14 protein-coding genes, 3 tRNA genes and 2 rRNA genes are annotated in these 23,192 nt (G+C 64.3%); 7 read left to right on the top strand and 12 right to left on the bottom strand.

Annotated elements, in window-relative coordinates; all coding sequences use genetic code 11:
• Positions 1-114: 114 nt before the first annotated feature.
• From Ga0102493_RS12975 to Ga0102493_RS12955, 5 genes are all read left to right on the top strand, one after another.
• Positions 115-191, top strand: a tRNA-Ile gene (locus Ga0102493_RS12975).
• A 9-nt stretch (positions 192-200) separates the two neighbouring features.
• Positions 201-276, top strand: a tRNA-Ala gene (locus Ga0102493_RS12970).
• Positions 277-542: 266 nt separating this feature from the next.
• Positions 543-3,332: ribosomal RNA gene (locus Ga0102493_RS12965) — 23S ribosomal RNA — on the top strand.
• 140 nt (positions 3,333-3,472) lie between these two features.
• Positions 3,473-3,587: ribosomal RNA gene (gene rrf / locus Ga0102493_RS12960) — 5S ribosomal RNA — on the top strand.
• A gap of 256 nt (positions 3,588-3,843) precedes the next feature.
• Positions 3,844-3,920 (top strand) — tRNA-Met (locus Ga0102493_RS12955).
• 215 nt (positions 3,921-4,135) lie between these two features.
• Here Ga0102493_RS12955 and Ga0102493_RS12950 read toward each other — a convergent pair.
• From Ga0102493_RS12950 to Ga0102493_RS12900, 11 genes are all read right to left on the bottom strand, one after another.
• Positions 4,136-4,369 (bottom strand): hypothetical protein, encoded by a 234-nt coding sequence (locus Ga0102493_RS12950; protein ID WP_034903083.1) that lies wholly within the window; start codon positions 4,367-4,369, stop codon positions 4,136-4,138.
• The gene (locus tag Ga0102493_RS12945) at positions 4,345-6,984 is read right to left on the bottom strand and encodes a DUF3857 domain-containing protein (RefSeq protein WP_034903084.1); all 2,640 of its coding nucleotides are present in this window, start codon (positions 6,982-6,984) and stop codon (positions 4,345-4,347) included. The genes Ga0102493_RS12950 and Ga0102493_RS12945 overlap by 25 nt, the downstream gene beginning before the upstream one ends.
• A 157-nt stretch (positions 6,985-7,141) precedes the next feature.
• Positions 7,142-9,010, bottom strand: a complete 1,869-nt coding sequence (locus Ga0102493_RS12940) for a methyl-accepting chemotaxis protein (RefSeq protein WP_069297547.1) — start codon at positions 9,008-9,010, stop codon at positions 7,142-7,144.
• 126 nt (positions 9,011-9,136) lie between these two features.
• The gene (locus Ga0102493_RS12935; RefSeq protein ID WP_051697870.1) at positions 9,137-10,942 is read right to left on the bottom strand and encodes a methyl-accepting chemotaxis protein; all 1,806 of its coding nucleotides are present in this window, start codon (positions 10,940-10,942) and stop codon (positions 9,137-9,139) included.
• Positions 10,939-12,477: a putative bifunctional diguanylate cyclase/phosphodiesterase gene (locus tag Ga0102493_RS12930; RefSeq protein WP_236922229.1), complete on the bottom strand. Its 1,539-nt coding sequence runs from the start codon at positions 12,475-12,477 to the stop codon at positions 10,939-10,941. Before Ga0102493_RS12930 ends, Ga0102493_RS12935 begins: the two co-directional genes overlap by 4 nt.
• Before the next feature lie 155 nt (positions 12,478-12,632).
• On the bottom strand, positions 12,633-13,499 hold the full coding sequence (locus tag Ga0102493_RS12925; protein WP_069297546.1) for a CheR family methyltransferase: 867 nt from the start codon (positions 13,497-13,499) through the stop codon (positions 12,633-12,635).
• Positions 13,500-13,520: 21 nt separating this feature from the next.
• Complete coding sequence (cheB, locus tag Ga0102493_RS12920; protein WP_236922228.1) at positions 13,521-14,663, bottom strand: chemotaxis-specific protein-glutamate methyltransferase CheB; 1,143 nt, start codon at positions 14,661-14,663, stop codon at positions 13,521-13,523.
• Positions 14,660-15,025 (bottom strand): response regulator, encoded by a 366-nt coding sequence (locus Ga0102493_RS12915; protein ID WP_034903097.1) that lies wholly within the window; start codon positions 15,023-15,025, stop codon positions 14,660-14,662. Before Ga0102493_RS12915 ends, cheB begins: the two co-directional genes overlap by 4 nt.
• Before the next feature lie 56 nt (positions 15,026-15,081).
• The gene (locus tag Ga0102493_RS12910; RefSeq protein WP_034903099.1) at positions 15,082-15,534 is read right to left on the bottom strand and encodes a chemotaxis protein CheW; all 453 of its coding nucleotides are present in this window, start codon (positions 15,532-15,534) and stop codon (positions 15,082-15,084) included.
• Entirely contained in the window at positions 15,531-17,981 is a 2,451-nt protein-coding gene (locus tag Ga0102493_RS12905) for a chemotaxis protein CheA (RefSeq protein ID WP_034903102.1), read from the bottom strand. The genes Ga0102493_RS12910 and Ga0102493_RS12905 overlap by 4 nt, the downstream gene beginning before the upstream one ends.
• A gap of 59 nt (positions 17,982-18,040) precedes the next feature.
• The gene (locus Ga0102493_RS12900; RefSeq protein WP_081845615.1) at positions 18,041-19,459 is read right to left on the bottom strand and encodes an MATE family efflux transporter; all 1,419 of its coding nucleotides are present in this window, start codon (positions 19,457-19,459) and stop codon (positions 18,041-18,043) included.
• Between the two features lie 130 nt (positions 19,460-19,589).
• On the opposite strand from Ga0102493_RS12900, the gene Ga0102493_RS12895 reads away from it, so the two are divergent.
• Together Ga0102493_RS12895 and Ga0102493_RS12890 are read left to right on the top strand one after the other, a co-directional pair.
• The gene (locus tag Ga0102493_RS12895) at positions 19,590-20,366 is read left to right on the top strand and encodes a class II aldolase/adducin family protein (protein WP_034903103.1); all 777 of its coding nucleotides are present in this window, start codon (positions 19,590-19,592) and stop codon (positions 20,364-20,366) included.
• Positions 20,367-20,407: 41 nt separating this feature from the next.
• Positions 20,408-20,962 (top strand): (2Fe-2S)-binding protein, encoded by a 555-nt coding sequence (locus tag Ga0102493_RS12890; RefSeq protein ID WP_034903105.1) that lies wholly within the window; start codon positions 20,408-20,410, stop codon positions 20,960-20,962.
• Between the two features lies 1 nt (position 20,963).
• Here the strand turns inward: Ga0102493_RS12890 and Ga0102493_RS12885 are convergent, their stop codons facing one another.
• Entirely contained in the window at positions 20,964-23,123 is a 2,160-nt protein-coding gene (locus tag Ga0102493_RS12885) for a TonB-dependent receptor (RefSeq protein ID WP_034903111.1), read from the bottom strand.
• Positions 23,124-23,192 lie beyond the last annotated feature (69 nt).

Genomic DNA, 23,192 nt, shown 5'->3' with positions numbered 1-23,192 from the left:
ATCAATCAGATACAGCGCAGTGCGGCCATCATGGCTGAGCGAGCGCTGTTTGCCTGAGCCGGCGCACGCCCCTCGCGGCAGCCTCGAAAGAGGTTTGGCCGGACGCGGTGGTGTGGGCCTGTAGCTCAGTTGGTTAGAGCGCACCCCTGATAAGGGTGAGGTCAGAAGTTCAAATCTTCTCAGGCCCACCATTGCTTTTAGGGGCCTTAGCTCAGCTGGGAGAGCACCTGCTTTGCAAGCAGGGGGTCATCGGTTCGATCCCGATAGGCTCCACCAGGCATGCAATCTGATGATGAAACGAAAACAGATCCCGTCTTCGGACGGGTCAGGCGGATTTGCCGCCGTTCTTTGACATTGTGAATGGGTTTTTAAATCGATGCCGTGGCGGTATCGTCGTCAAGGTCGGGGCCTTAGGGTCCGCAGTCCGACGCGATCGATATCATCACAAATCAATCAAATTGATTATCTGGCTGAGATAATTCTCCCACCATCTTCAAGCGATCGGGCTTTTATGCAGGCCTGTCGTTGATGGTGTGGATTCTCAAGCGTGAGGTAAGAGCATTTGGTGGATGCCTTGGCATGTACAGGCGATGAAGGACGTGGCACGCTGCGATAAGCGTCGGGGAGTTGTGAGCAAACTTTGATCCGGCGATTTCCGAATGGGGAAACCCACCTTCACCATTTCTTATCGGTCATCACTCGTGATGGTCGGTGAGAGGTGGATAAGGTATCACCGAGCTGAATATATAGGCTTGGTGAAGCGAACCCGGGGAACTGAAACATCTCAGTACCCGGAGGAAAAGACATCAACCGAGATTCCCGTAGTAGTGGCGAGCGAACCGGGACCAGGCCAGTGCCTTCATTTCAACTAGCAGAACACTCTGGAAAGTGTGGCCATAGCGGGTGACAGCCCCGTATGCGAAAGTGATGATGAAGGCCTCGAGTAGGGCGGGACACGTGAAATCCTGTCTGAACATGGGGGGACCACCCTCCAAGCCTAAATACTCGTACATGACCGATAGCGAACACAGTACCGTGAGGGAAAGGTGAAAAGCACCCCGATTAGGGGAGTGAAACAGTACCTGAAACCGAATGCTTACAATCAGTTGGAGCCCCATAGGGGGTGACAGCGTACCTCTTGCATAATGGGTCAGTGACTTAATCTAGCATGCGAGCTTAAGCCGTTAGGTGTAGGCGAAGCGAAAGCGAGTCTGAATAGGGCGAATGAGTATGTTGGATTAGACCCGAACCCCGGCGATCTAGGCATGAGCAGGCTGAAGGTGCGGTAACACGCACTGGAGGGCCGAACCGTTGCATGTTGAAAAATGCTCGGATGACTTGTGTTTAGGGGTGAAAGGCCAATCAAGCCGGGAAATAGCTGGTTCTCCGCGAAATCTATTGAGGTAGAGCGTCAGATGTATGCCGATGGGGGTAGAGCACTGGATGGGCTAGGGCTGCGCGAGCGGTACCAAACCTAACCAAACTCCGAATACCATCGAGTCTTGTCTGGCAGACAGACGGCGGGTGCTAAGGTCCGTCGTCAAAAGGGAAACAGCCCTAACCTACAGCTAAGGTCCCCAAGTCGTATCTAAGTGGGAAAGCATGTGGGAAGCCCAAAACAACCAGGAGGTTGGCTTAGAAGCAGCCATCCTTTAAAGAAAGCGTAACAGCTCACTGGTCTAAATAAGGCTTCCTGCGGCGAAGATGTAACGGGGCTAAAGATACGCACCGAAGCTTAGGGTTGCAGTTTACTGCAGCGGTAGCGGAGCGTTCCGTAAGCGAGTGAAGGCGAAGGGTAACCGACGCTGGACGTATCGGAAGTGCGAATGCTGACATGAGTAGCGACAAAGAGGGTGAGATGCCCTCTCGCCGAAAGACCAAGGGTTCCTGCGCAACGCTAATCGGCGCAGGGTGAGCCGGCCCCTAAGACGAGCCCGAAGGGGGTAGTCGATGGGAACCACGTTAATATTCGTGGGCCTGGAGATGTGTGACGGATTGCGGAAGTTGTGTGTCCTTATTGGATTGGGCATGCAGCCAAGTAGTCCCGGGAAATAGCCTCTCCGTATAGACCGTACCCGAAACCGACACAGGTGGTCAGGTAGAGTATACCAAGGCGCTTGAGAGAAGTATCCTGAAGGAACTCGGCAAATTGCCTCCGTACCTTCGGAAGAAGGAGGCCCTGAATCGAGGCAACTCTTTTCAGGGGGCACAGGCCAGGGGGTAGCGACTGTTTATCAAAAACACAGGACTCTGCTAAGTCGGCTTCAAGACGACGTATAGGGTCTGACGCCTGCCCGGTGCTGGAAGGTTAAGAGGAGGAGTGCAAGCTCCGAATTGAAGCCCCAGTAAACGGCGGCCGTAACTATAACGGTCCTAAGGTAGCGAAATTCCTTGTCGGGTAAGTTCCGACCTGCACGAATGGCGTAACGACTTCCCCACTGTCTCCAGGATATGCTCAGCGAAATTGAATTCTCCGTGAAGATGCGGAGTACCCGCGGTTAGACGGAAAGACCCCGTGCACCTTTACTGCAGCTTCAGAGTGGCATTAGGAAAGAGTTGTGTAGCATAGGTGGGAGGCTTTGAAACTTGGGCGCCAGTCCAAGTGGAGCCATAGGTGAAATACCACCCTGCTGTTTTCTGATGTCTAACCACGCACCGTTATCCGGTGTTGGGACCCTCTGTGGCGGGTAGTTTGACTGGGGCGGTCGCCTCCTAAAGAGTAACGGAGGCGCGCGATGGTAGGCTCAGGACGGTTGGAAACCGTCTGCGAGAGTGCAATGGCATAAGCCTGCCTGACTGCGAGACTGACAAGTCGAGCAGAGACGAAAGTCGGTCATAGTGATCCGGTGGTCCCTCGTGGAAGGGCCATCGCTCAACGGATAAAAGGTACGCCGGGGATAACAGGCTGATGATTCCCAAGAGCTCATATCGACGGAATCGTTTGGCACCTCGATGTCGGCTCATCACATCCTGGGGCTGGAGCAGGTCCCAAGGGTTTGGCTGTTCGCCAATTAAAGTGGTACGTGAGCTGGGTTCAGAACGTCGCGAGACAGTTTGGTCCCTATCTGCCGTGGGCGTCGATACTTGAAAGGAGTTGCCCCTAGTACGAGAGGACCGGGGTGAACGTACCTCTGGTGTACCTGTCATCGTGCCAACGGTGCCGCAGGGTAGCTATGTACGGACGGGATAACCGCTGAAAGCATCTAAGCGGGAAGCCTCCCTTAAGATTAGGTATCTTCGAACCGTCATAGACCATGACGTTGATAGGCCGGGTGTGGAAGCGCAGTAATGCGTGAAGCTAACCGGTCCTAATAGTTCTGATCGCGCTTGAGAGTTCGCACTGTCAACGAGAGGCCTGCGTGGCCGATCGTCGATGACGAGAATTGTCGATGCCAGATACGCCCTTTGCAAATGGTTTGCCGGATTGACGGCAGGCCCATCGATTTAAACCCGCGCTTCGCCGGCTTCATTGCTTGGTGGCCATAGCGTCCGTGACCCACCCGATCCCATCTCGAACTCGGCCGTGAAACCGGACTGCGCCGATGGTACTGTGTCTTAAGGCACGGAAGAGTAGGTCGCCGCCAGGCATTGTAGCCGGCGAGCGCGCGGGAAAACCCATTCACAAGTCAAAGGGCTGGCCTTCGGGTCGGCCCTTTTGGCGTCTCTGGAGCTTGTCTCCTCGAGAGGCCGTCTTTTCCGAGGTCATGGCCCGGAAAGAACCGCCCGAGACCGATGTTTCGGGCCAAGGGTTTCGGATGCTTCAAGTTTCCGAGAGCCCGCCGGCCGGCCGCAGCGACGCGACTTCAGGGTTGCAGGAGCGAGGGCCGCCGGAAAACACGCTGGCGCGGGATGGAGCAGTCCGGTAGCTCGTCAGGCTCATAACCTGAAGGTCGTTGGTTCAAATCCAACTCCCGCAACCAGCGTATTTCCAGACATTCAGGGTGAGAACCGGGGGGCGGTGCCTGCTTGCGCAAGGCGTGGGCTGATCGCGCGCCCGATGATCGCTAAGCGGTCCAAGCTTGCCCGAAAACGTGCCCGATCCGAAGAAAACCCGCAATAGAACGATCACCTAGACGTCCCAGGCCACGCTTGCGGGCGCAATGCCGCGTCCGCCGCTTTGGCGCTCCCAACGCGCTCAGAGCTCGAACCCCCAGCGCCGGTAATCCTCGCGAATTCGTGGGCTGCGGGCAAGCGCGGCGGCGATATCGGCCTCGGCCTCACTGCGCCCCATCGCCCGCAGGATCAGGCCGCGAAGCAGCAGCGTTTCGGTCTGGTCCGGCGCGAGATCGAGCGCGGCGTCGGCATCGGCAAGTGCCTCATCGAGCCGTTCATTACGCAGGAAGATCATGGCGCGGCCGTCGAGTGCCACCGCCGTATTCTCGCTGTTTTCGCCGCCCGCGTGCAGGTTGTCACCGCATCGGCGATCTCGACCTGCCAGATGCCCATATACCAGCACTTTGCGTTCAGCACCGATCCGTCATTGGGTGCATCGAGCAGCAGTTCCGCGAAGCGGTCGAGCCCAGCGAGGCCATCGCCTTCCAGAGCTTCGATATCGGCGAGTGCATAGGCGAGCGCGCGCTGCACCTCCTCATCACCGTCCACCTGGCCGAGCAAGTCGCGCGCGTCGTCGGTGCGTCCGACAAGGGTCAGCGTCCGCGCGAGCGCGATCGCGCGGTCAGGGTTCGGATCGAGCAGCCAGGCATCCTCGAGATCCGCTGCCATACTTTCGAAGTCGCGCAGTTCGGCATGGACATAGGCGCGATCCTGGAAGAGCTTGGCGGTCGCCTCGATCTCCAGCGCCGCGTTCACGTCGGCAAGGGCCCCTTCGAAATCATAGGTGACGAAGCGGAAATTGGCGCGCCGCAGGATCGGGTCGGTTTCGTCCGGCTGCTGTTCGATCATGCGCGCCAGCATGTCCTCGATGCCCGCGAGTTCGCTGCGGTCCGCGTTCTTCGTTCCGCCTTGGGCAAAACGCCATCGGCGCGGCATGTCGTCGGGCACGATCACCTTGAGCTTGGTCCGGGCCAGGGCGAGAGCCTTGCGCCGTTCGGCCCTGATGTCCTCGGGCACGATCTCCCCGCCGAGGCTCGTCTGCCGTTCCGAGATCGTCAGTTCGCCGTCAGCCAGCGTCACTTCCCGTTCGAAACGCTGGTTCGCCACAATCATGTCGAGTTGGCGTTCCCCCCTGATCTCGAACTCGCCTTCCGTCTCGGGCAGGGTTAAGCGATAGGTCCCGATCGAGCCGCGCGGCGGCGGAACGATCACCGGCAGGTCGCGCCATTTGCGGCGCGAGCGGTCGGGACGGAACTGGAACGATCCCGTCGGCAACTGAGGCTCGATCTCGCCGACCGATCCGTCGTACTGGACAAGGCTCGGGAACAGCGCCTCAACGACCACCGTCGCTTCGCTATCGTCCGTGCCCTGTTCGATCCGCATGTCGATGACATTGACTTCGCCACCGGCAAAACGTGCGAAACGCCCGCCAAGGGCGCGCTTGTTGTCGTCGGTCAGCTTGTCGGCCGAGGCATTCATCTGCGCCGCACCCGCCCCGAGAAGCTTCATCGTGATCGTCCCAGGCATCGGCAGGTCTCCGCCGAGCCGCGCGTCGAGAGCGAACTCGACCGAGACATCGGGCACGATCGGGATTTCCTGCACTATCTCTTCGAGCGCGGCGCCCTCGGGCCGGATCGGCAGCGTGTAGAGGAAGGGGGGAACATTGCCGACGACATCGAGGTTGGCCCCGATCCCGGTCCCGTCGAGATAGTAATGCGTGCCCTGGATCTTTGCGCGGACCAGCACGTGGTCGAACGCGCCGGGCAGCGGCAACGAGCTTTCGGCGAGCGCCCCGCGCTGGATCGAGGCGAGGACCGGCTCCGCCTCGATCCCGAGTTCGTCGAGTATGGCGAGGAGGATCAGTGTCTTCGCCTTGCAGTCACCGTATTTCTTTTCCCAGGTCGCTGCCACGTCCTGCGGGATGTAATTGCCCCCGTCGAGGCCGTTCATGAGGTAGCGGATGTCCTCCTGCACCAGTTCCAGCGCAGCGACCGCCCTTCCGAGCTCTCCCGTCTTTCCCGTGCGGATCGCCTCGATCTTCGCGGCGAGGTCCTCGAGTCCGTCGAGCGCGCCCTCGGTCGCGTAAAAGGGAGCCATGACGCTCGATACTTCCGCCCAATCCTCGAAGGTGCCGAGCTGGAGGATCGGGGGCTGCCGGTAGGCCCACGGCGCATCGATGGGATATTCCTCCGCTTCGGGCAGGGGCATGGTCACTTCGAGCCGGCGATAGCCGTCGCTCAGGGTCGGCTCGGACATCTGGAAATCGGGACCGGCGCGGTACTCGACCGGCAGGCCGTCTTCCCACGACACCACGACCCGGCCGAAATCGGCGAGCTTGTTCGGCTCTCTCCAGAGCATAGTCTGGGTCTGGACTTCTTCGCCCAGCGCCTGGTCCGAATTGGTGACCGAATAGCGCACGCGCAGCTCGTCGCCGACCTGCAGGCCTGGGACCGACATCGTTGCGGTGAGCGAGCCGTCGAGGATCTGGCGTTCGAGCAATTGCTCGCGCCGCAGGACTTCCATCTCTTCGCCCGCAGCGATCACGTCGATCGTCTCTCCTTCGCGCCGGATGGCGATTTCGTGGACGATGAGGTCGCCCTTGTCCGGCAGCCACTGAGCGGTGACCGTGCCGATCCGCGTCATCTCGTCGAGCGATTTGATGTGGAATACGAAATCGTAATATTCCCACAGACGCCCGCTTTCTATGCGGACCTGCTTGTCCCGCACCACCTGTGCGTTGGCAGGATCGCGTTCGATTGCAGCAACATCGATTTCCTCGACCCAATGGGGAGCGGGTTCGTACAGAACCTCTTCCCCGGCGAGGGCGGGCGCCGACATCGCGGCGAGCGCCAGCCCGGTCGATACTGCGAGCGTTCCCTTCAGGGCGGCGAGATGTGTGCGAAGTGTGAAATTGCCGGTGTGCGACCGCATACGTTCCAAAAGGTGCCTTCCTTCCCCTGTCTGCCGAACGCGCTTTGAAAGCCGCATTCGAGCTGTCGTGATTGTTTCACGATCCGCCCGAATGTCACGCCATTTCTTGCACTTTCCGGGCCGCGGGATCAGGGGACGAGCGCGCGCGAAAGGGAGATCAGGCCTCGCGAACGCGCGAGAGGAAGGTGCGGACCTGTTCGCTCAGCGTGCGGGCCTGTTCGTCCAGGCTGGTGGCGCTCGATAGCACCTGGCTCGCCGCCGCTCCGGTCGAGAGCGAGAGGGCGCGCACGTCCTCGATATTGCCCGCAACCTTCTCGGTCCCGCGCGCGGCCAGGTCGATGCTGCGCGCAAGGTCCTGGCCCGCGACCGATTGCTGGTCGACCGCGCTCGCGATCGAGACGGCGGTGGCTTCGAGTTCCTTGACCTGTCCGGCGATCGAGCGCAGCGCCGAAACGCTTGCCCCGGTCGTGTCCTGCATGGCGCGGATCTGTTCGGCGACCTGCTCGGTCGCGCGGCTAGTCTGCATGGCGAGTTCCTTGACCTCGCTCGCCACCACGGCAAAGCCGCGCCCGGCCTCTCCGCCGCGCGCCGCCTCGATCGAGGCATTCAGGGCGAGCAGGTTGGTGCGCTGGGCGATGGTCTGGATCAGTTCGACGATCTGGCCGACCTGTTCGGCCGAGCTCGACAGCGCCGATATCGTCGTGTCCGCTTCGGTCGTGGCATCGGCCGCGAGGCGGGCGAGTTCGGAGGACGAGGCCGCCTGGCGGCTGATTTCCTCGATCGACAGCGCGAATTCGTCGCTCGCCGCGGCAGCGGCGGTGGCGCCGGTGTTCGCCTCTTCCATGTTCTGCGCAAGGGCGTTGGTGCGCGCGCTTGCCTCTTCCGCGGTCTCGGCCATGCGTGTGGCAGTGGTCTGCAATTCGCTCGAAGCGCTGGCGACACCGGATACGACATCGCCCACGGTGCGTTCGAACTGCTTGGCGACTTCGGCGAGCAGGGTCGCCTTGCGCGCTTCGGCCTCTTCGCGCTCGCGGGCGCGTTCCTGCTGGGTGCGGACTTCCTCGTCGGCACGTTCGGCGCGTTCGCGGGCCCAGACTTCGAGCTGGCGGCTGGCGCGCTTGAACTTGCCCAGCGCGCGCAGCATTTCGCCGATCTCGTCGCCGCGATCCGCGCCGTCGATCTCGAAACGCCGGTCGCCGCGTGCGAGCCTGCTCATGGCCTGCGTGATCTCGGTGATCTTGCGCGAGAAATCGCGCGAGAGATAGGCGAGGCCGAACAGCAGCACCACCGCCGCGAAAGTGCCGAGCAGGGCGACGATGCAGACCATGGTGAAGAAGTAGTCGATCCCGGTCTTCTCGAGCCGCTTGGCATAATCGTCGAGATCGCTCGCGAATTCCTTGGCCTCGTCGAACAGCGCATCGCCCTTGTCCGAGATCTCGTAGGCGAGCGCGATGGCGCGTTCGCTGCGGCCCTCGGTCCTAAGGGTGGCGACGGTGCGTTCGAAGGTCTCGTTATATTCGACGATGTCATCGCGCATCGCGGCGACCTTGGGCTCGATCGCGGGAGCCTTTTCGGCGACGATCGCGTCGATCGCCTCGACTTGGGCGATCGCGGTCTCGTAGCTTTCGCGCTGTCGCACTAGGATTTCGGGTTCGGTCTCGAACAGGAAACGCGCGGTGTTGTAGCGCAATTCGCCGGTCGTGCTGCGCAGTTCGGTCGATGCGACCACGGCGTTCTTGACGTCGGCGGAGGTGTTGTAGCGCACCCAGAGCTCGGTCAGTCCGGCGCCGAGTACCAGCGCCATGGCGAAACCGACCGCGAAAAAGGTGCCGAATACGGTGTGTATCTTGGCCGGGAGGCTGAGATTGCGGAACCAGCTCATCCGTTCGAGCAGGGTGCGGCGATACGCGGTGGCCTCGCCCTCTTCGCTGGCGAGGAGGTCCTCGTCGAACACGTCATTGCTGCCGGGAAAGACGTCGGGAACGGCCTGTTCCTCGCGCTGCTCCTGCAAAGACATCATGTTCATGGCGCTTCCCCAAAGCCCTTCGCGCTCCCCCTGGCGGACGCGTGACTAGGTGAAATTCCTAAAGGAAAACCCTTTCCAAAACCTTGCCGCGGCGCTTGAACCCGGGGCCTTGCGGGGCCGAGGCGTTCAGCCGGCGCGGACCTTGGCGAGGAAGGAATTGACCTGTCCGCGCAGGGTCGATGCCTGTTCTTCGAGGCTGGTCGCGCTCGAGAGCACCTGGCTCGCGGCGGAACCTGTCGAAAGCGCGAGGTCGCGCACGTCGTCGATGTGGCCCGCGACCCTTTCGGTCCCGCGTGCGGCGAGGTCGATGCTGCGCGCAAGGTCCTGGCCGGCGACCGATTGCTGATCGACCGCGGTCGCGATCGAGACTGCGGTGGTTTCCAGTTCCTGCACCTGCGATGCGATCGCGCGCAGGGCGGAAACGCTTGCCCCGGTCGTGTCCTGCATGGCCCGGATCTGGTCGGCGATCTGCTCGGTCGCGCGGCTGGTCTGCATGGCGAGTTCCTTGACCTCGCTCGCGACCACGGCAAAGCCGCGCCCGGCCTCTCCGCCGCGTGCCGCCTCGATCGAGGCATTCAGGGCGAGCAGGTTGGTGCGCTGGGCGATGGTCTGGATCAGTTCGACGATCTGGCCGACCTGCAACGCGCTGTCGGCAAGCGCGGAGATGGTCTCATCTGCTTCGGTCGCGGAATTCGTCGCCTGCCGTGCAAGCTCCGCCGAAGAGGCGGCCTGGCGGCTTATCTCGCCGATCGACATGGCGAATTCGTCGCTTGCCGCGGCCGCGGCGGTGGCGCCCGAATTGGCTTCTTCCATCGAGACGGCGACCTCGCCCGTGCGGCGGCTGGTTTCCTCGGCGGCTACGGCCATTTCCCGCGATGTCGATTGCAGCTGGGTCGAGGCGGCGGCGACCCCGCTCACCACGTCGCCCACGGTGCGTTCGAACTGGTCGGCGATATCGCGCAGGACGCGCTCGCGTTCGAGCCGCGCCTCCTCCTGCTGGACCTGGAGGCGCGCCTGTTCGTCGAGCTCCTTCCTCGCGCGATCGGCCCGCTCGCGGCTGAGTTTCTCGAGACGCTTGCCCGCGCGGTGGAAGATCTCGAGCGCGCGGGCCATCTCGCCCACTTCGTCGCGGCGCTCCTTGCCCGGGATCGTCACATTCGCATCGCCGCTCGCAAGCTTGGTCATCTGCTCGGTGATGTCCTTCAGCGTGCCGCCGACATTGCGGTCGAAATAGCGCTGCACGACCAGCGTCAGCACGGTCAGCGCGCCGGCGAGCGCGATGACGATGAAGAACAGCGAGGAGAGGAGCTCCTCGCCCGAATCCGACATTGCATCGGCATCCGCTCCGAGCAGGGCAGCCATCTCGGACGCTTCCTTCAGAACGAGACCGCCGGTCGCGGTGACTTCGGCCGCGCGGCTCGCGCGGCGCGCGTCGTTGGCGGCCCGGTCGAAGACGCCCAGCTGGCGGCGGAAATCGGCGATCCCTTCTTCGACGAGGGCGAGTTTCTCGAACGCGGCGACATTCGTCCCGCGCACCATTTCGCGCAAGGTTCCGGCCTTCGCATCGGCCGCCGACAGGCTGGCGAGAGCGGCCTCGGCGCGCGCCGTCTCGCCCTCGGCAACGAGCATCTCGGTATGCCGCTGCGCCTGGGACAGATCGACCACCAGCCGTTCGGCGGCGATCGCGTGGTCATGGATCACGTTGATGCTCTCGGCCCGGTCGGAAAGCCGAATGAAGCCGAAGATGATGAACACGCCCGCGACCAGCGCGAAGCCGAGATTGACGAAGAAGAACAGCGAGATTTTGCGCCCGATCGACAGCGCGCCGAACCATGCGCCCAGGTCCGACAAGGCCCGGGGCCGGTTGCTGCGCGCTGCGGCACCGGTGCGTTCGGCTTCGAGATCGACTGCGAGTTCCTGGAGCGCGCTCATGCCGCGTTGCTACCTTTTGCTTTTGCCATGCCCTGATCGGCGTTCTGTTCTTCGACGAGCCGGTCGATTTCGCGGGCCGGCATCGCCCGGTAATAGAGCCAGCCCTGGATCTGGTCGCACCCGGCGGCGCGCACGAGATCGGCCTGGGGTTCGGTTTCCACCCCTTCGGCGGTCACGCCCATGCCGAGCGCGCGGGCGACCGCGATGCTGGAAAGCATCATCGCGCGGCTGCCATCGTCCTCGCCCGCCTGCACGACGAGGCTGCGATCGAGCTTGAGCTTTTCGAACCGGAACTGGCGCAGAAACCCGATCGAGGCGTAGCCGGTGCCGAAATCGTCGAGGCTGATGCGCACGCCGAAGCCGCGGATCACGTCGAGCGTGCGTTCCGCGACCACGGGGTCGAGCACGAGGCAGGTTTCGGTAACTTCGAGTTCGAGCCTGCGCGGGGGAAAGCCGGTTTCCTCGAGGATCTCGCCGAGCTTGATCGGGAATTCGGGATTGCGCAGCTGCGCGGCGGAAATGTTGACCGACAAGGTGATGTCGTCCCAGCCCAGCGCGTCGACCACCGACTGGCGCAGGACCCACAGCCCGATCGGATTGATGAGCCCGGATTCCTCGGCCACCGGGATGAAGACATTGGGGCCGATGATGGGGCCACGCGTGCGGTTCCAGCGCAGCAGCGCCTCGACTGCGACGATCCGCTGGTCGCGCGCCGATACGAGCGGCTGGTAGGCAAGTTCGAATTCGCCGTCGGCGAGCGCGCGGTGAAGGTCGTCCTCGATCTCGCGCACCGCCTCGCGGCGCTGGTCGAATGTCCGGTTGAACCAGGTGCAGCGCATCTTGCCACTGCGCTTGGACGCGGACATCGCGACATCGGCGCGGCGCAGCATCTCGGAGGGTTCGAGCCGCTCGGCCTCGGTCGAGCGGGCCAGCCCGATGCTCGCCCCGACCGACAACTGGCGACGGCCGGCGGGTATTTCGAGTTCGACCGGGCTCTTCAGCGTGTCGAGCAGGCTGCGGCAGATCCCTTCGAGGATCGTGCCGGCCACGCGCCCGTGCATAACCGCCGCGAATTCGTCCCCGCCGAGCCGGTAGCACGTGGCCTCGCGCCCGCAGGCCCGGCGCAGGGCCAGCGCGCATTCGCGGATCAGCTGGTCGCCGACCGCGTGGCCGTAATGGTCGTTCACTTCCTTGAAACTGTCGAGGTCGATGAGCGCGAGCGCGACTTCCTCCTCCCCGCGCGAAAATTCCTCGATGTCGCGGATCATCGCCCTGCGATTGGGCAGATCGGTAAGACCGTCGCTAAGGGAAAGCTCCTCGAACTCGCGGACATTGGCGATCCCCGTGCTGCCGAGCAAGACCAGCGTCGCGGCATAGACCAGCGCGCCTGAAATGAGCAGCGAGCCGGAGGACAGGAACTGGATACGGTCGCTCGCGATGACGACCATGGTGATGAGCCCGAAGACGAGGCTGAGCACGGCGAGAGGAACCAGCACGAGCCCGGCCGGGGTCAGTCGCAGGGGCTTGCTTTTCATCGACACAAGGTCATTCCCGTCAGGCCTTATCGTCCGCAGCAACGGCCGCTGCCCGGTCTCGCGGCGGCGCGCGGATTTTCGTAAAGGCGAAGGGCTAAGGAAGCGTAAACCATGCGCCGCGTGCCACGTGGAAATACGTAGGGCGGCGGTAATCCTCACCCCGCCTGGAGCACTTTTGCGCGGACCGCGGGAAGCGCGCGCATGTAGATGCTCGCACGCTTGTCGGCGGGAACGAAGGCGTCGGTCTGGCCGACCACGGTCTCGCCCGCGCCGAGCATCAGGAAGCCGTCCGGCGCAAGCGCGCCCGACAGCCTGGCAAAGGCGCGCCGGCGGGTGTCCTGATCGAAATAGAGCAGCACGTTGCGGCACAGGACAAGATCGACCGGTTGGCGCAGCGGCGCCTCGCCAAGCATGTTGTGCTGCTGGAAACGGGTGATGCGCCGCACTTCCTCGTGGATCTGCCAGCCCGCCGGCGTCTCCTCGAAATGCCGCAGCATCTGAGCGACGCCGAGCCCGCGCTGGACCTCGAACTGGCTGTAGAGCCCGCTGCGCGCGGCGCGGATCGCCTTGTGCGAGACATCGGTGCCGAGGATGTCGATGCTCCAGCCCGCCCAGCGCTCCTTCTGTTCGGCGAACATCATGGCGAGCGAATGGACTTCCTGCCCGGTCGAGCAGCCCGCCGACCAGATGGTCAGCCGCTTCGTGTCCCGTCGCCGTTCGGCGAGCAGCGGGAGGATGTCGGCGGGAAGCTGGTCGAAGGTCGGTTTGTCGCGGAAGAAATAGGTCTCGTTGTTGAGCAGCGCCTCGACCACTTCGGTCGCGAGATCGCGGTCGGTCGATCGGCGGCGCGGCTCGTCGAGCAGGCAGACGAGCTGGTCGACATTGCTGATGCCGTATTCGCGAAAGACCCCGCCAAGCGCGCTCGACACGCGCCAGCGCCGGCTTTCGGTCAATTGCTGTCCGGTCCGCTCGGCGAGCAGGTCGGCAACGATCTGGTGAGAGGCCTGGCTGGAATCCATCATGCGTCGGGTCCCTTGCGCCGCCTAGCGGGCGAGCGGGGCGGGGACCAGCGCCATGATCGCTTCGGCCAGCATTTCGGGCGGGGCGATAAGCGTCGCAAGATCGGCCTTGGCGACCGCGCCGGGCATGCCCCAGACGGCGCTGGTTTCTGCATCCTGCGCGTAGATCGTGCCGCCCGCGCGGTGCAGGGCGGCCGCGCCCTCGGCCCCGTCGCGGCCCATGCCCGACAGGATCACCGCGAGCACCCGGCCCTCGCAGGCTTCGGCGAGGCTGGAGAGCATGGGGTCGACCGAGGGCAGGCAGCCGCTCGGCATCGGATCGGCGCAGACGCGCGCGACAAGGTCGTCGCCGCGCCGTTCGACCATCATGTGGCCGTGCCCGGTCGCGATCGCGATCTCGCCCGGGCGGATCGGCGTGCCGTCATCGGCGATATGGGTGCGGCGCCCGCTCGCGATCTCGATCTGGCGGGCGAAGACCGGCATGAAGGACGAGGGCAGGTGCTGCGTGACGAGGATCGGCAGGTCGAATTCCGGCGTCAGCGCGCGCAGCATAAGGTTGAGCGCGTGAATGCCACCGGTCGACGCGCCCACCGCGAGCACTTCGGGACGTTTTCCGCGCAGCAGCCGCTCGCCCGGACGCGGACCCTTGCGCGCTGGGCCGCCCGCCGGGGCGATCTCCGCCTCGAGGCCGATCGCCTCGGCCGTGTCACGGCCGAGCGCGCGAATCTTACCGAGGAGCTGGCTGCGATAGTCTTCGTTGAAGCCGCCCGGCCGCGGCTTGAGCATGGTGTCGGCTGCGCCTGTCGAAAGCGCCGCGAGCGTGTGCTCCGCCCCGTCCTGGGTGAGCGAGGAGACGACAAGCACCTGCACGTCGTCGGAGGTCGCAAGGATCTGCGGCAAGGCTTCGAGGCCGCCCATTCCCGGCATTTCGAGATCGAGCAGCACGACGTCGGCAGGAACGCTCTTCAATTGCACGATGGCCCGTTCGGCGCTGCTTGCAGTGCCGGTGACGACCATCTGCCGGTCGCTTTCGACCATCCTTTTGAAAATCGTGCGCACGGTTAGCGAATCGTCGACGATCATCACGCGGATGCCGCCGCGAATCTCGCCGCTCCGCTTGTGCTCGGCGGTCGCGCCCCGGTCAGCCGGTGAAGGGGCCCCGCTCATGCAAAACCGACCAGCTGGAGCTTGATCTGGAGCGTTTCGTGATCGAACGGCTTCATCACGTATTCGTCGGCCCCGGCCGAGATCGCCTCGCGGATATGGGCGACGTCGTTCTCGGTCGTGCAGAACACCACCTTGGGCGCATCGCCGCCCGGGCACTGGCGCAACTGGGTGATGAATTCGATGCCGGTCATCACCGGCATGTTCCAGTCGAGCAGGACCACGTCGGGCATCTCCGCCTCGCAGGCATCGAGCCCTTCCTTGCCGTTTTCCGCCTCGCTCACGATGAAGCCGAGCGTTTCGAGGATATGCCTCGAAACCTTCCGGATCACCCGAGAATCATCGACGATCAGGCACGTTTTCATTGGACCCCCAATGGTGGCGATGCACCGGAACCTAGGAACAAGAGGTAAGCATTGGATTAAGCCGCGGCGCCGAATAGCTCGGGCGAGACCGCCGGGCCCGCGATGAGGGCGGCCAGATCGAGCAGCAGGGCAGGGCCGATCGCGGTTTCGATCATGCCGGTGGCGACGCGCGACCACTCGGGCCCGAACCCGCCGGGGACCTGGCCCGCCTCGGCCGAACCGGTGGTAATGTCCTCGATCGCATCGACGCGCAGGGCATAGGAATGGCCCGAAACCGCGACGACCGCGGCGCGGTGGTCGGTCGGCCACTCGCGAGCGTCGAAGCCGAGCGCGAGGCGGCAATCGATCACGGTCAGCGCCTGGCTGCGCATGGCGGTGATCCCGGCGATGAAGGCGGGGGTGCGCGGGACCGGCGTAACCGCGCCGATTTCGATCACCGAGCTCACGTCATGGGCATGGAGTGCGCAGCGCCGCCCGGCGATCTGGGTCATCACGAAAAGGTCGTTCATGCGTTTGCTTTCCGATTGCGGCTGGCGCTGCCGCTGCGGCCACGTGCGTGCTGGAGCGCTTCGACCAGCGCGGTGCGATCGTAACGGTAGATCGTCTCGCGATCGCCGCCGTCGGGCTGATCGCTGAGACGGATGACCGATCCTGCGACCGGGCGATCGAGCGCGGCCGCGACTTCGTAGACATCCTCGAACATGATGGTGAGAGCGACTTTGTCATCGGCGACGTTCGGTTCGGCGATGGCGTATCCGGCCGAGGTTACGAGCGGGGCGAGGATAGTGCGCGCCCACTCGCTGTCGGGCAGGCGGGCGAGCGGGCGGGCAGCGGGTTCGGGCGGTTCGCCGTGGCGGGCGAAGAGTTCGTGCCCGTCGATAAGTGTCACGGTCTGCCCCGCGACCAGTGTCACTGCCTCGACCAGCGGATCGTCCGCAACGGGTTTGAGCGGCTCTGTCAGTTCGACCGCATCGTCGACTTCGGCAACGGCGTGGAGCAGTTCGCACGCCCCGTCCGAAAGGCGCAGCAGGCGGACCTTCTCGCTCGCCAGCGGGCCTTCGGGAAGGCTGACAAGCGGCAGGATCACGCCGTCGATCACCGCCCGGGCGCGGCCTGCACTCCGATCGATCGCGCTTGCCGGAGCGGTCTCGATCCGTTTGACCAGTTCGAGCCTCAGGCCCGAGCGGCGGCCGGCGAAATCGGTGAACAGCATCGCCCGCATCACGTCGCCCGAAGCGCGGTCGAGATCGTCCATCCCCGCCTTGAGCACCCGGGTGCGCGCATCCGAGACGAGATCGTACATGCCCGCGATGTTGGTCACGTCGAGCAACAGGACCGGCTGCCCGTCGTCAAGCAGGGTGGAGCCCGCGTAAAAGCCGCTCTTCATGACGGCGGGCGCGAGCGGTTTCACCACCAGGTCGCCATGGCTGTGGATCCGGTCAACTGCGAGCGCGAACAGGTCCCCGCTCGCAAGACGCAGCATGACCATTGTGTGATCGCCCTCGGCGACGTCGCCGCAATCGAGCCCGAGCACGTCGGAGAGCAGCAGGCACGGCACGCGCTGGCCGCGGAAGGTGATGAGCGAAGTCTCGCCCATGCGGGTGTAATCGAGCGCCTTGGCCGAGGAATGGACGATTTCCTCGACATAGCTTTGCGGGATGGCGAAACGCTGATCGCCGGTTTCGACCGTCAGCCCGGCGATGATCGAGAGGGTGAGCGGGATCTGGAGCGTGAAGAGCGTGCCGACGCCCGGCTGGCTCGATACCTTGATCGATCCGCCGACGCGTTCGAGATTCTGGCGCACCACGTCCAATCCGACGCCGCGCCCGGACACGCCGGTGACCGTCTCGGCGGTCGAGAAGCCGGGCTCGAAGATCAGCTGGAGGATCTTGTCGCGGCCCATTTCGCGCCGCTCGGCCTCGCTGATGAGGCCGGTCGCGACAGCCTTTGCCGCGATCCGCTCCTCGTCGAGCCCGCGCCCGTCATCGCTGACGACGATCGAGATCGTGTTGCCCGATTGCCGCGCGGCGATGGAAAGGAGTGCGATCTCGCGCTTGCCGCGGGCGAGCCGGTCGGAGGGCGGTTCGATGCCGTGGTCGATCGCATTGCGGATGATGTGGGTGAGCGGATCGCGCACGACCTCGATCATCTCGCGGTCGAGTTCGACATCGCCGCCTTCGAGATCGATCATCACCTGCTTGCCGAGTTCGGCCGAGAGGTCGCGCACGAGCCGCGGGAGCGAGGAGAACAGCGTCTCGATCCGCTGCATCCGCATGCGCGTGATCGCGTCGCGCACGTCGGACAGGATGGTGGTCAGCCGCTCGAACGGGCCGTCGATGGTCGGCTGGTTGCCGGCCTGGCGCAGCCGGTGGGCAAGATCGTTGCGCGCGAGCACCATGTCGGAGACGCCGCTCATCACCCGGTCGAGCAGTTCGACCGGCAGGCGGATCGAGCGCAGCGCGGGATTTGGGGCCGCGTTGGAGGAGCGCGCATCGCCCTTTTCGGCGCCAGCCTCATCGCCTGCGAGGGTCGCTTCGGTAGCGGTTCCGGCCACGGGGCCTTCCCCGCGCGCGTCGATCTCGATTTCCGGTTCCTCGGCGAGCGCGGCGATCAGCGCCTCGTCGTCGCCCTCGGGAAAATCCTCGCCCGCCTCGACCGCGTCGATCATCGCGGCGATCCGGTCGATGATCGCGAGCACGGCGGAGACCAGCGCGCTGTCGGGTTCGCGCCGCCCTGCCCTGCAATCGGCAAGCGCGTCCTCGGCCGCGTGGCTGAGGCCAGCTAGACGCGGAAAGTCGAAGAATCCGCAATTGCCCTTCACCGTGTGGACGAAGCGGAAGATGGTATCGAGCCGCGCGCGATCGGCCGGGTCGGCTTCCCAGGCGATGATCTCGCCCTCGCTCGCCTCCAGCATCTCGCGTGTTTCCGCGACGAAATCCGCCAGCAGATCGTCCATGGTGCGCGCCCCAATTGCGTCAGTGCGCGCCTGTATGCAGGTTGATGGTTAACGAAGGCCTAGCGCGCCTTCGCTTGGGCCTCCCGCTCCTGCCTGTGCTCGAACAGGTACCACACGAGACCGATGGCGCTCACCGCTCCGAAGACATTGGCGGCGAGCTCGGCGAAATAGACGGCCTCGCTCCCCCAGGCGCCCTGTAGCAGCCAGGCGACCGGCAGCATGACGACGAAGACGCGGCCGATCGACTGGACGAGGGCATAGCCCGCCTTGTCGATCGCGTTCATGATGCCGTTGCCGACGATGAGCAGGCCGAACCCGGCATAGCCCCAGGCGGCGATCTTGAGATAGGTCTTGAACTCAGTGATCACCGGCGGATCGTCGGTGAAAAGGTCCGCGAACCAATCGCCCGCCGTGATCATGCCGACCGCGATGAACAGACCCCAGGCGATGCAGAAGACGCCCGCGAGCATCGCCGCCTCGCGCGCGCGGTCGAACTGGCGCGCGCCCCAATTCTGCCCGACGATCGCCCCGATGCTCGCCGAAAGGCCCAGCAGCGGGACCGTGGCGAAGCTCTGCAACCGCCCTGCCGCGCCGAACCCTGCGACCGCCGCCTCGCCTTCCAGTGCGACGAGCGCGGTGAGGACGGCGAGGCCGAACGGGTTGATCGCGTTGGAGAAACTCGCTGGCAGGCCGACCCGCAGGATCGCCTTCGCCGGATCGAGCATCCGGCCCTTGAAAATGAGCGAAAGGTCGAGCGGGATCGCGCTCCGCCTCACCAGCAGCACCGCGACGCCGACGCCCAGTGCCCAGCCGATCACCGTCGCGTAGGCCGCGCCGACAATGCCCAGCCCCTCGATCCCGAAAGCGCCGGTGATAAGGATCGGGTCGAGCACCCAGTTCGCCGCCGCATAGGTGATCGAGACGAGGCTGGTCCTGCGCGCCTCGCCCTGTCCGCGCAGCACGCCGTTGAATCCCATGATCGCGATCAGCAGCGGGAAACCGAGCGCGAAGGGCTGCATGTAGGTGCGGATCAGAGGCAGGGTGTCGCGCCCCGCATTCATCAGCGCGAAGATCGGATCTAGCAGCGCGAACAGGCCGAGCCCCATGACAAGGCCCGTGACGCAGGCAAAGGCGATCCCGAAATTGGCCCGGCGCGCGGCCTTGTGCGCGTCCCCTTCGCCGAGCGCGCGCGCCACGACCGAATTGATCCCGACCATCAGTCCGACGCCCAGTGAAGTGAGCGCGACCGAGATCGGGAAGATGAAGGATATCGCCGCCAGCGCGTCCGGGCCCAGCTGCCCGACGAAATAGGCATCGACCAGCCCGATCGACATGATCGCCGCGACGCCGACGATCATCGGCAGGGTCTGGCTCACGAGATGGCGCGGAATGCTGCCCGTGACGAGCTTTGCGGGCGCGCTCGCCGGATCGGCGGGCGCCCCGGTCTGCCCTGTCTCTGCCTTGCTCGCCGCGCTCATCGCCGACCGGGGTAATGGCGGGGGCGCCGCTTGGCAAAGGCAAAGCGCGCATGCCAGCTTGTGCGGGCGGGCAAAGCCGTGCGATAAACGCAGCAAAGCCAATGCCAAGCGAGACGAGAGGACAATCGACATGGCAACCCAGCTGAAATCCGGAAACGAACCGGGCATCGAATGCAGCAAGGAAGAATGGCAGGCGCGGCTGGACCTTGCGGCCTGCTACCGCATCTTCGACCATCTCGGCTGGTCGGAATCGATCTACAACCACATCTCGGTGAAAGTGCCGGGCGAGGAGGACACCTTCCTCATCAACCCGTTCGGCCTGCTCTATGACGAGGTCACCGCGAGCAATCTCGTCAAGATCGACGTCGAGGGCAACAATGTCGGCGGCTCGCCCTACATGGTGAACAAGGCCGGTTTCACCCAGCACGCCTATTTCCACAAGCATCTGGGGACGCGCGCGGCGGCAATCTGCCACGTGCACACCACCGCGACCATGGCGGTGTGCAGCCACAAGGGCGGGCTGCTGCCGACCAATTTCTACGCCTGCAATTTCCAGGGCCAGATCGGCTATCACGATTTCGAGGGCATCACGGTGCGCCCCGAGGAAGGCGAGCGGCTGGTCGAGAACCTCGGCGACCACTCGATCCTGATGCTGCGCAATCACGGCCCGGTCGTGATGGACAAGACCATCCAGGGCATGTTCGTCAAGATGTGGGCACTGCAGCGCGCGTGCGAGATCCAGGTCGCGACGCTCGGCATGGGCGGTCCGCAGCCCGTCCCGCAGGACGTCGTCGACGTGCACCAGCGCGACCTTTCGGTCATGGCCGGACAGGGCGGCGCGGGCTTGTTCGATTTCGAGGCGTGGAAGCGCCGGATCGACCGGATCGACGACAGCTGGCGCAACTGATCCCGCGCGCGGCTTCGCGCCCTTGAGGAAAGCACCGATCCATGTCGCGCATGACGGTCAATGACCGGCCGGTCCAGTTCGATCTCGACCCCGAAATGCCGCTCGTCCACGCGCTGCGCGATGCGATGAACCTTACGGGCACCAAGGCCTGCGGGGGCGATTGCGTCGGCGCATGCATGGTGCTGGTCGACGGGGCGGCGCTCAGATCCTGCCGGATCACCCTGGCTGAGGCGGAGGGGCGCTTCATCACCACGATCGAGGGTCTGTCGCGCGACCGGTCGCACCCCGTCCAGCAGGCGATGGTGGCCGAACAGGCGATCCAGTGCGGCTATTGTACGCCCGGCATTGTCATCGCTGCGGCCGCGCTGATCCAGCGCAATTCCTCGCCGAGCGAGGCCGAGATCGTGGAGGCGATCCCGAACATGTGCCGCTGCGGGGTCTATCCGCGCCTCGTGAGAGCGGTGCAGCGCGCAGGTCGCGTGCAGCAGCGGCGCGAAAACATCAGCGCCGCCCCGCCGCCGGGCATTAGCACCGAGGACGCCGCAAGGGCCGTCCCGGCGCTGAGGCCCGGCAGGGGAATGGAAACCTCCGACTGAGCTAGAACCGCGCCGTCACCGCGAAACGTGCATTGAGCGGCGGCGCGACCGTCACCTGGTGCACCGCGTGGGCGTTGGGGAAATAGAGCTCGTCGGTGAGGTTTTCGACATTGACCTGCACGCGGACATAGTCGCTCACGTCGTACCACGCAGCCGCGTCGATCCGCGTATAGGCAGGCAGGATCGCGTTGTTGCTGTTGTCGGCAAAGCTCGCCCCCTGGTGCGTCAGGCCCAGCCCGAGGCCGAGCCGTTCGCCGACGGAAAAGTCGTTCCAGAGCGACACCATGTGTTCGGGCAGTTCGCGGGGGCGAATACCCGTGGGGCCGGTGCGGCTGACCTGTTCGCCGTCGAGATAGGAATAGCCCGCCGACACCGACCAGAAATCGGTCAGCGCGCCGTTCAGCGAGATTTCGAAACCGCGAATCTGCGAATCGATCACGTCGAGCGTTTCGGGGTCCGCATCGCTCGGCTGGGGCGAACTCTGCTCGATCTCGAACACCGCCGCCGTCAGCGCGAGCCGGTCGGCGAAATCCCATTTGAGACCCGCCTCGATATTGGTGAACGTGTCGGGATCGAGCGCGGCGTCGGTCGGCCCGAGATCATCGAACTGCTCGCCCGAACGCGGAAGGAAGCTTTCCGAATAGCTCGCATAGAGCGAGACGTTCTCGCGCGGCTTGAATATGACGCCGAGGCGGGGGGAAATCTCCTCGTCGCGGCGGGTGCGCAATTCGCCAGAGACGGCGTTGTCGACCGCGATGTCGAAACTGTCGAAGCGCGCGCCGATGACGAGGTTGAGCCAGTCGGTCACCTCGATCTCGTCCTGCACATAGGCCGAGACGACTTCGATATTTACGCGCGTGTCGTCGTTGAGATCGGTGAAGGAATTGACGGTCGGCTGTCCGAACGCATTCGTGCCGACCCCGCCGCGAAGGGCGAGCGGACGCTGGATCGAGAAGATTTCATTGTCGTCCTGGGTCGTGTCCCAGACCGCGTTGAAGCGGAACTGGTCGGACGACGTGTCGATGTATTCGGCCCCCGCGACCAGCGTGTGGGCGATTCTCCCGGTTTCGAACGCACCGACGAGATTGGCGGAAAGGATGAGGTTCTCGCGCTCGACCTCGTCGACATAACCGTCGAGCGTGACCTGGTCGGGCGTGTTCACGGCATCGTAGCCGCTCGCATAGAAGTTCGAATAGACTTTGTCGTAATCGCCGTAGAAGGCGCTCGCATTGACCTTGAGGTTCTCGGAGAAATCGTGCTGCAGCAGCGCGCGGAAAGTGTGCGCGCTGAGCGTGGTGAAATTCTCTTCCGGATCGCCGAAGACAATGTCCTCGAACGCTTCGACCGGGCGGCCGTCGGCGCCGGTGGGAATGCCGCGGTCGATGAAGCGTTCGTGGTCGATATATTCATAGGCGAGGTCGATCACCGTGTCGGGGCCGAGCCGGGCACGCAGGGTCGGGTTGATGCCGATCCGTTCGCCGTCATAGAAATCGCGGTGGTTGTCGAGGCTTTCATACATGGCGTTAACGCGGAACGCCGCGTTGTCGCCTGCGGGCAGGTTGAAATCGGCGTAGATCCCGACTTCGCCGAACGTGTCCACCGAAGCTTGCGCGCTGCCGAAGGTCTCGCCGAAGACGCCCTTCTTGGTCACGCGGTTGACGATGCCGCCCGTGCCGCCTCGGCCGAACAGCAGGGCGTTGGGGCCGCGCAGGATCTCGACCTGTTCGAGATTGTAGAGCGCGCGGTAATACTGCACGTCGTCGCGCACCCCGTCGATGAAGAAATCGGCGGTCGAACGGATGCCGCGAATGATGATCGCGTCCCGGTGGCCTTCGCCCTGCGACATGGTGACGCCCGGCGTGTAGTCGGCGATCTGCGCGATCGAGGTGAAGCCGCGCCGCTCGATTTCCTCGTCGGTGACGATGGAAAGGCTCTGCGGCACGTCAAGGATCGGGGTGGGGGATTTGAGCGCGTTGACGAGATCGGAATAGAGCACCTCGCCCTCGACCACGATGTTGTCGAGCGCCGGGCTGCTGTCGGCGGCGGCGGCAGCGCCAGGAGCGGCAGCACCATCCGTTTCGGCGGCAGTCTCCGCGTGAGCCGGGAGGGCAAGGGTCGCGCAGCCCATGAGGAGGGCGGCGCGGGTCAGGCGATATGTCATGAAAGTTCCCTGGATATGCGTGTCGTCTGCGGATGCCCCCGCATCCGTGGAAGGGCGCCTATTGCAAAT

This window comes from Erythrobacter litoralis (genome assembly GCF_001719165.1).
Taxonomy (GTDB): Bacteria; Pseudomonadota; Alphaproteobacteria; order Sphingomonadales; family Sphingomonadaceae; genus Erythrobacter; species Erythrobacter litoralis.
The sequence above is the reverse complement of the archived record's forward strand: the minus strand, read 5'-3'. Positions and strand labels throughout refer to the sequence as shown.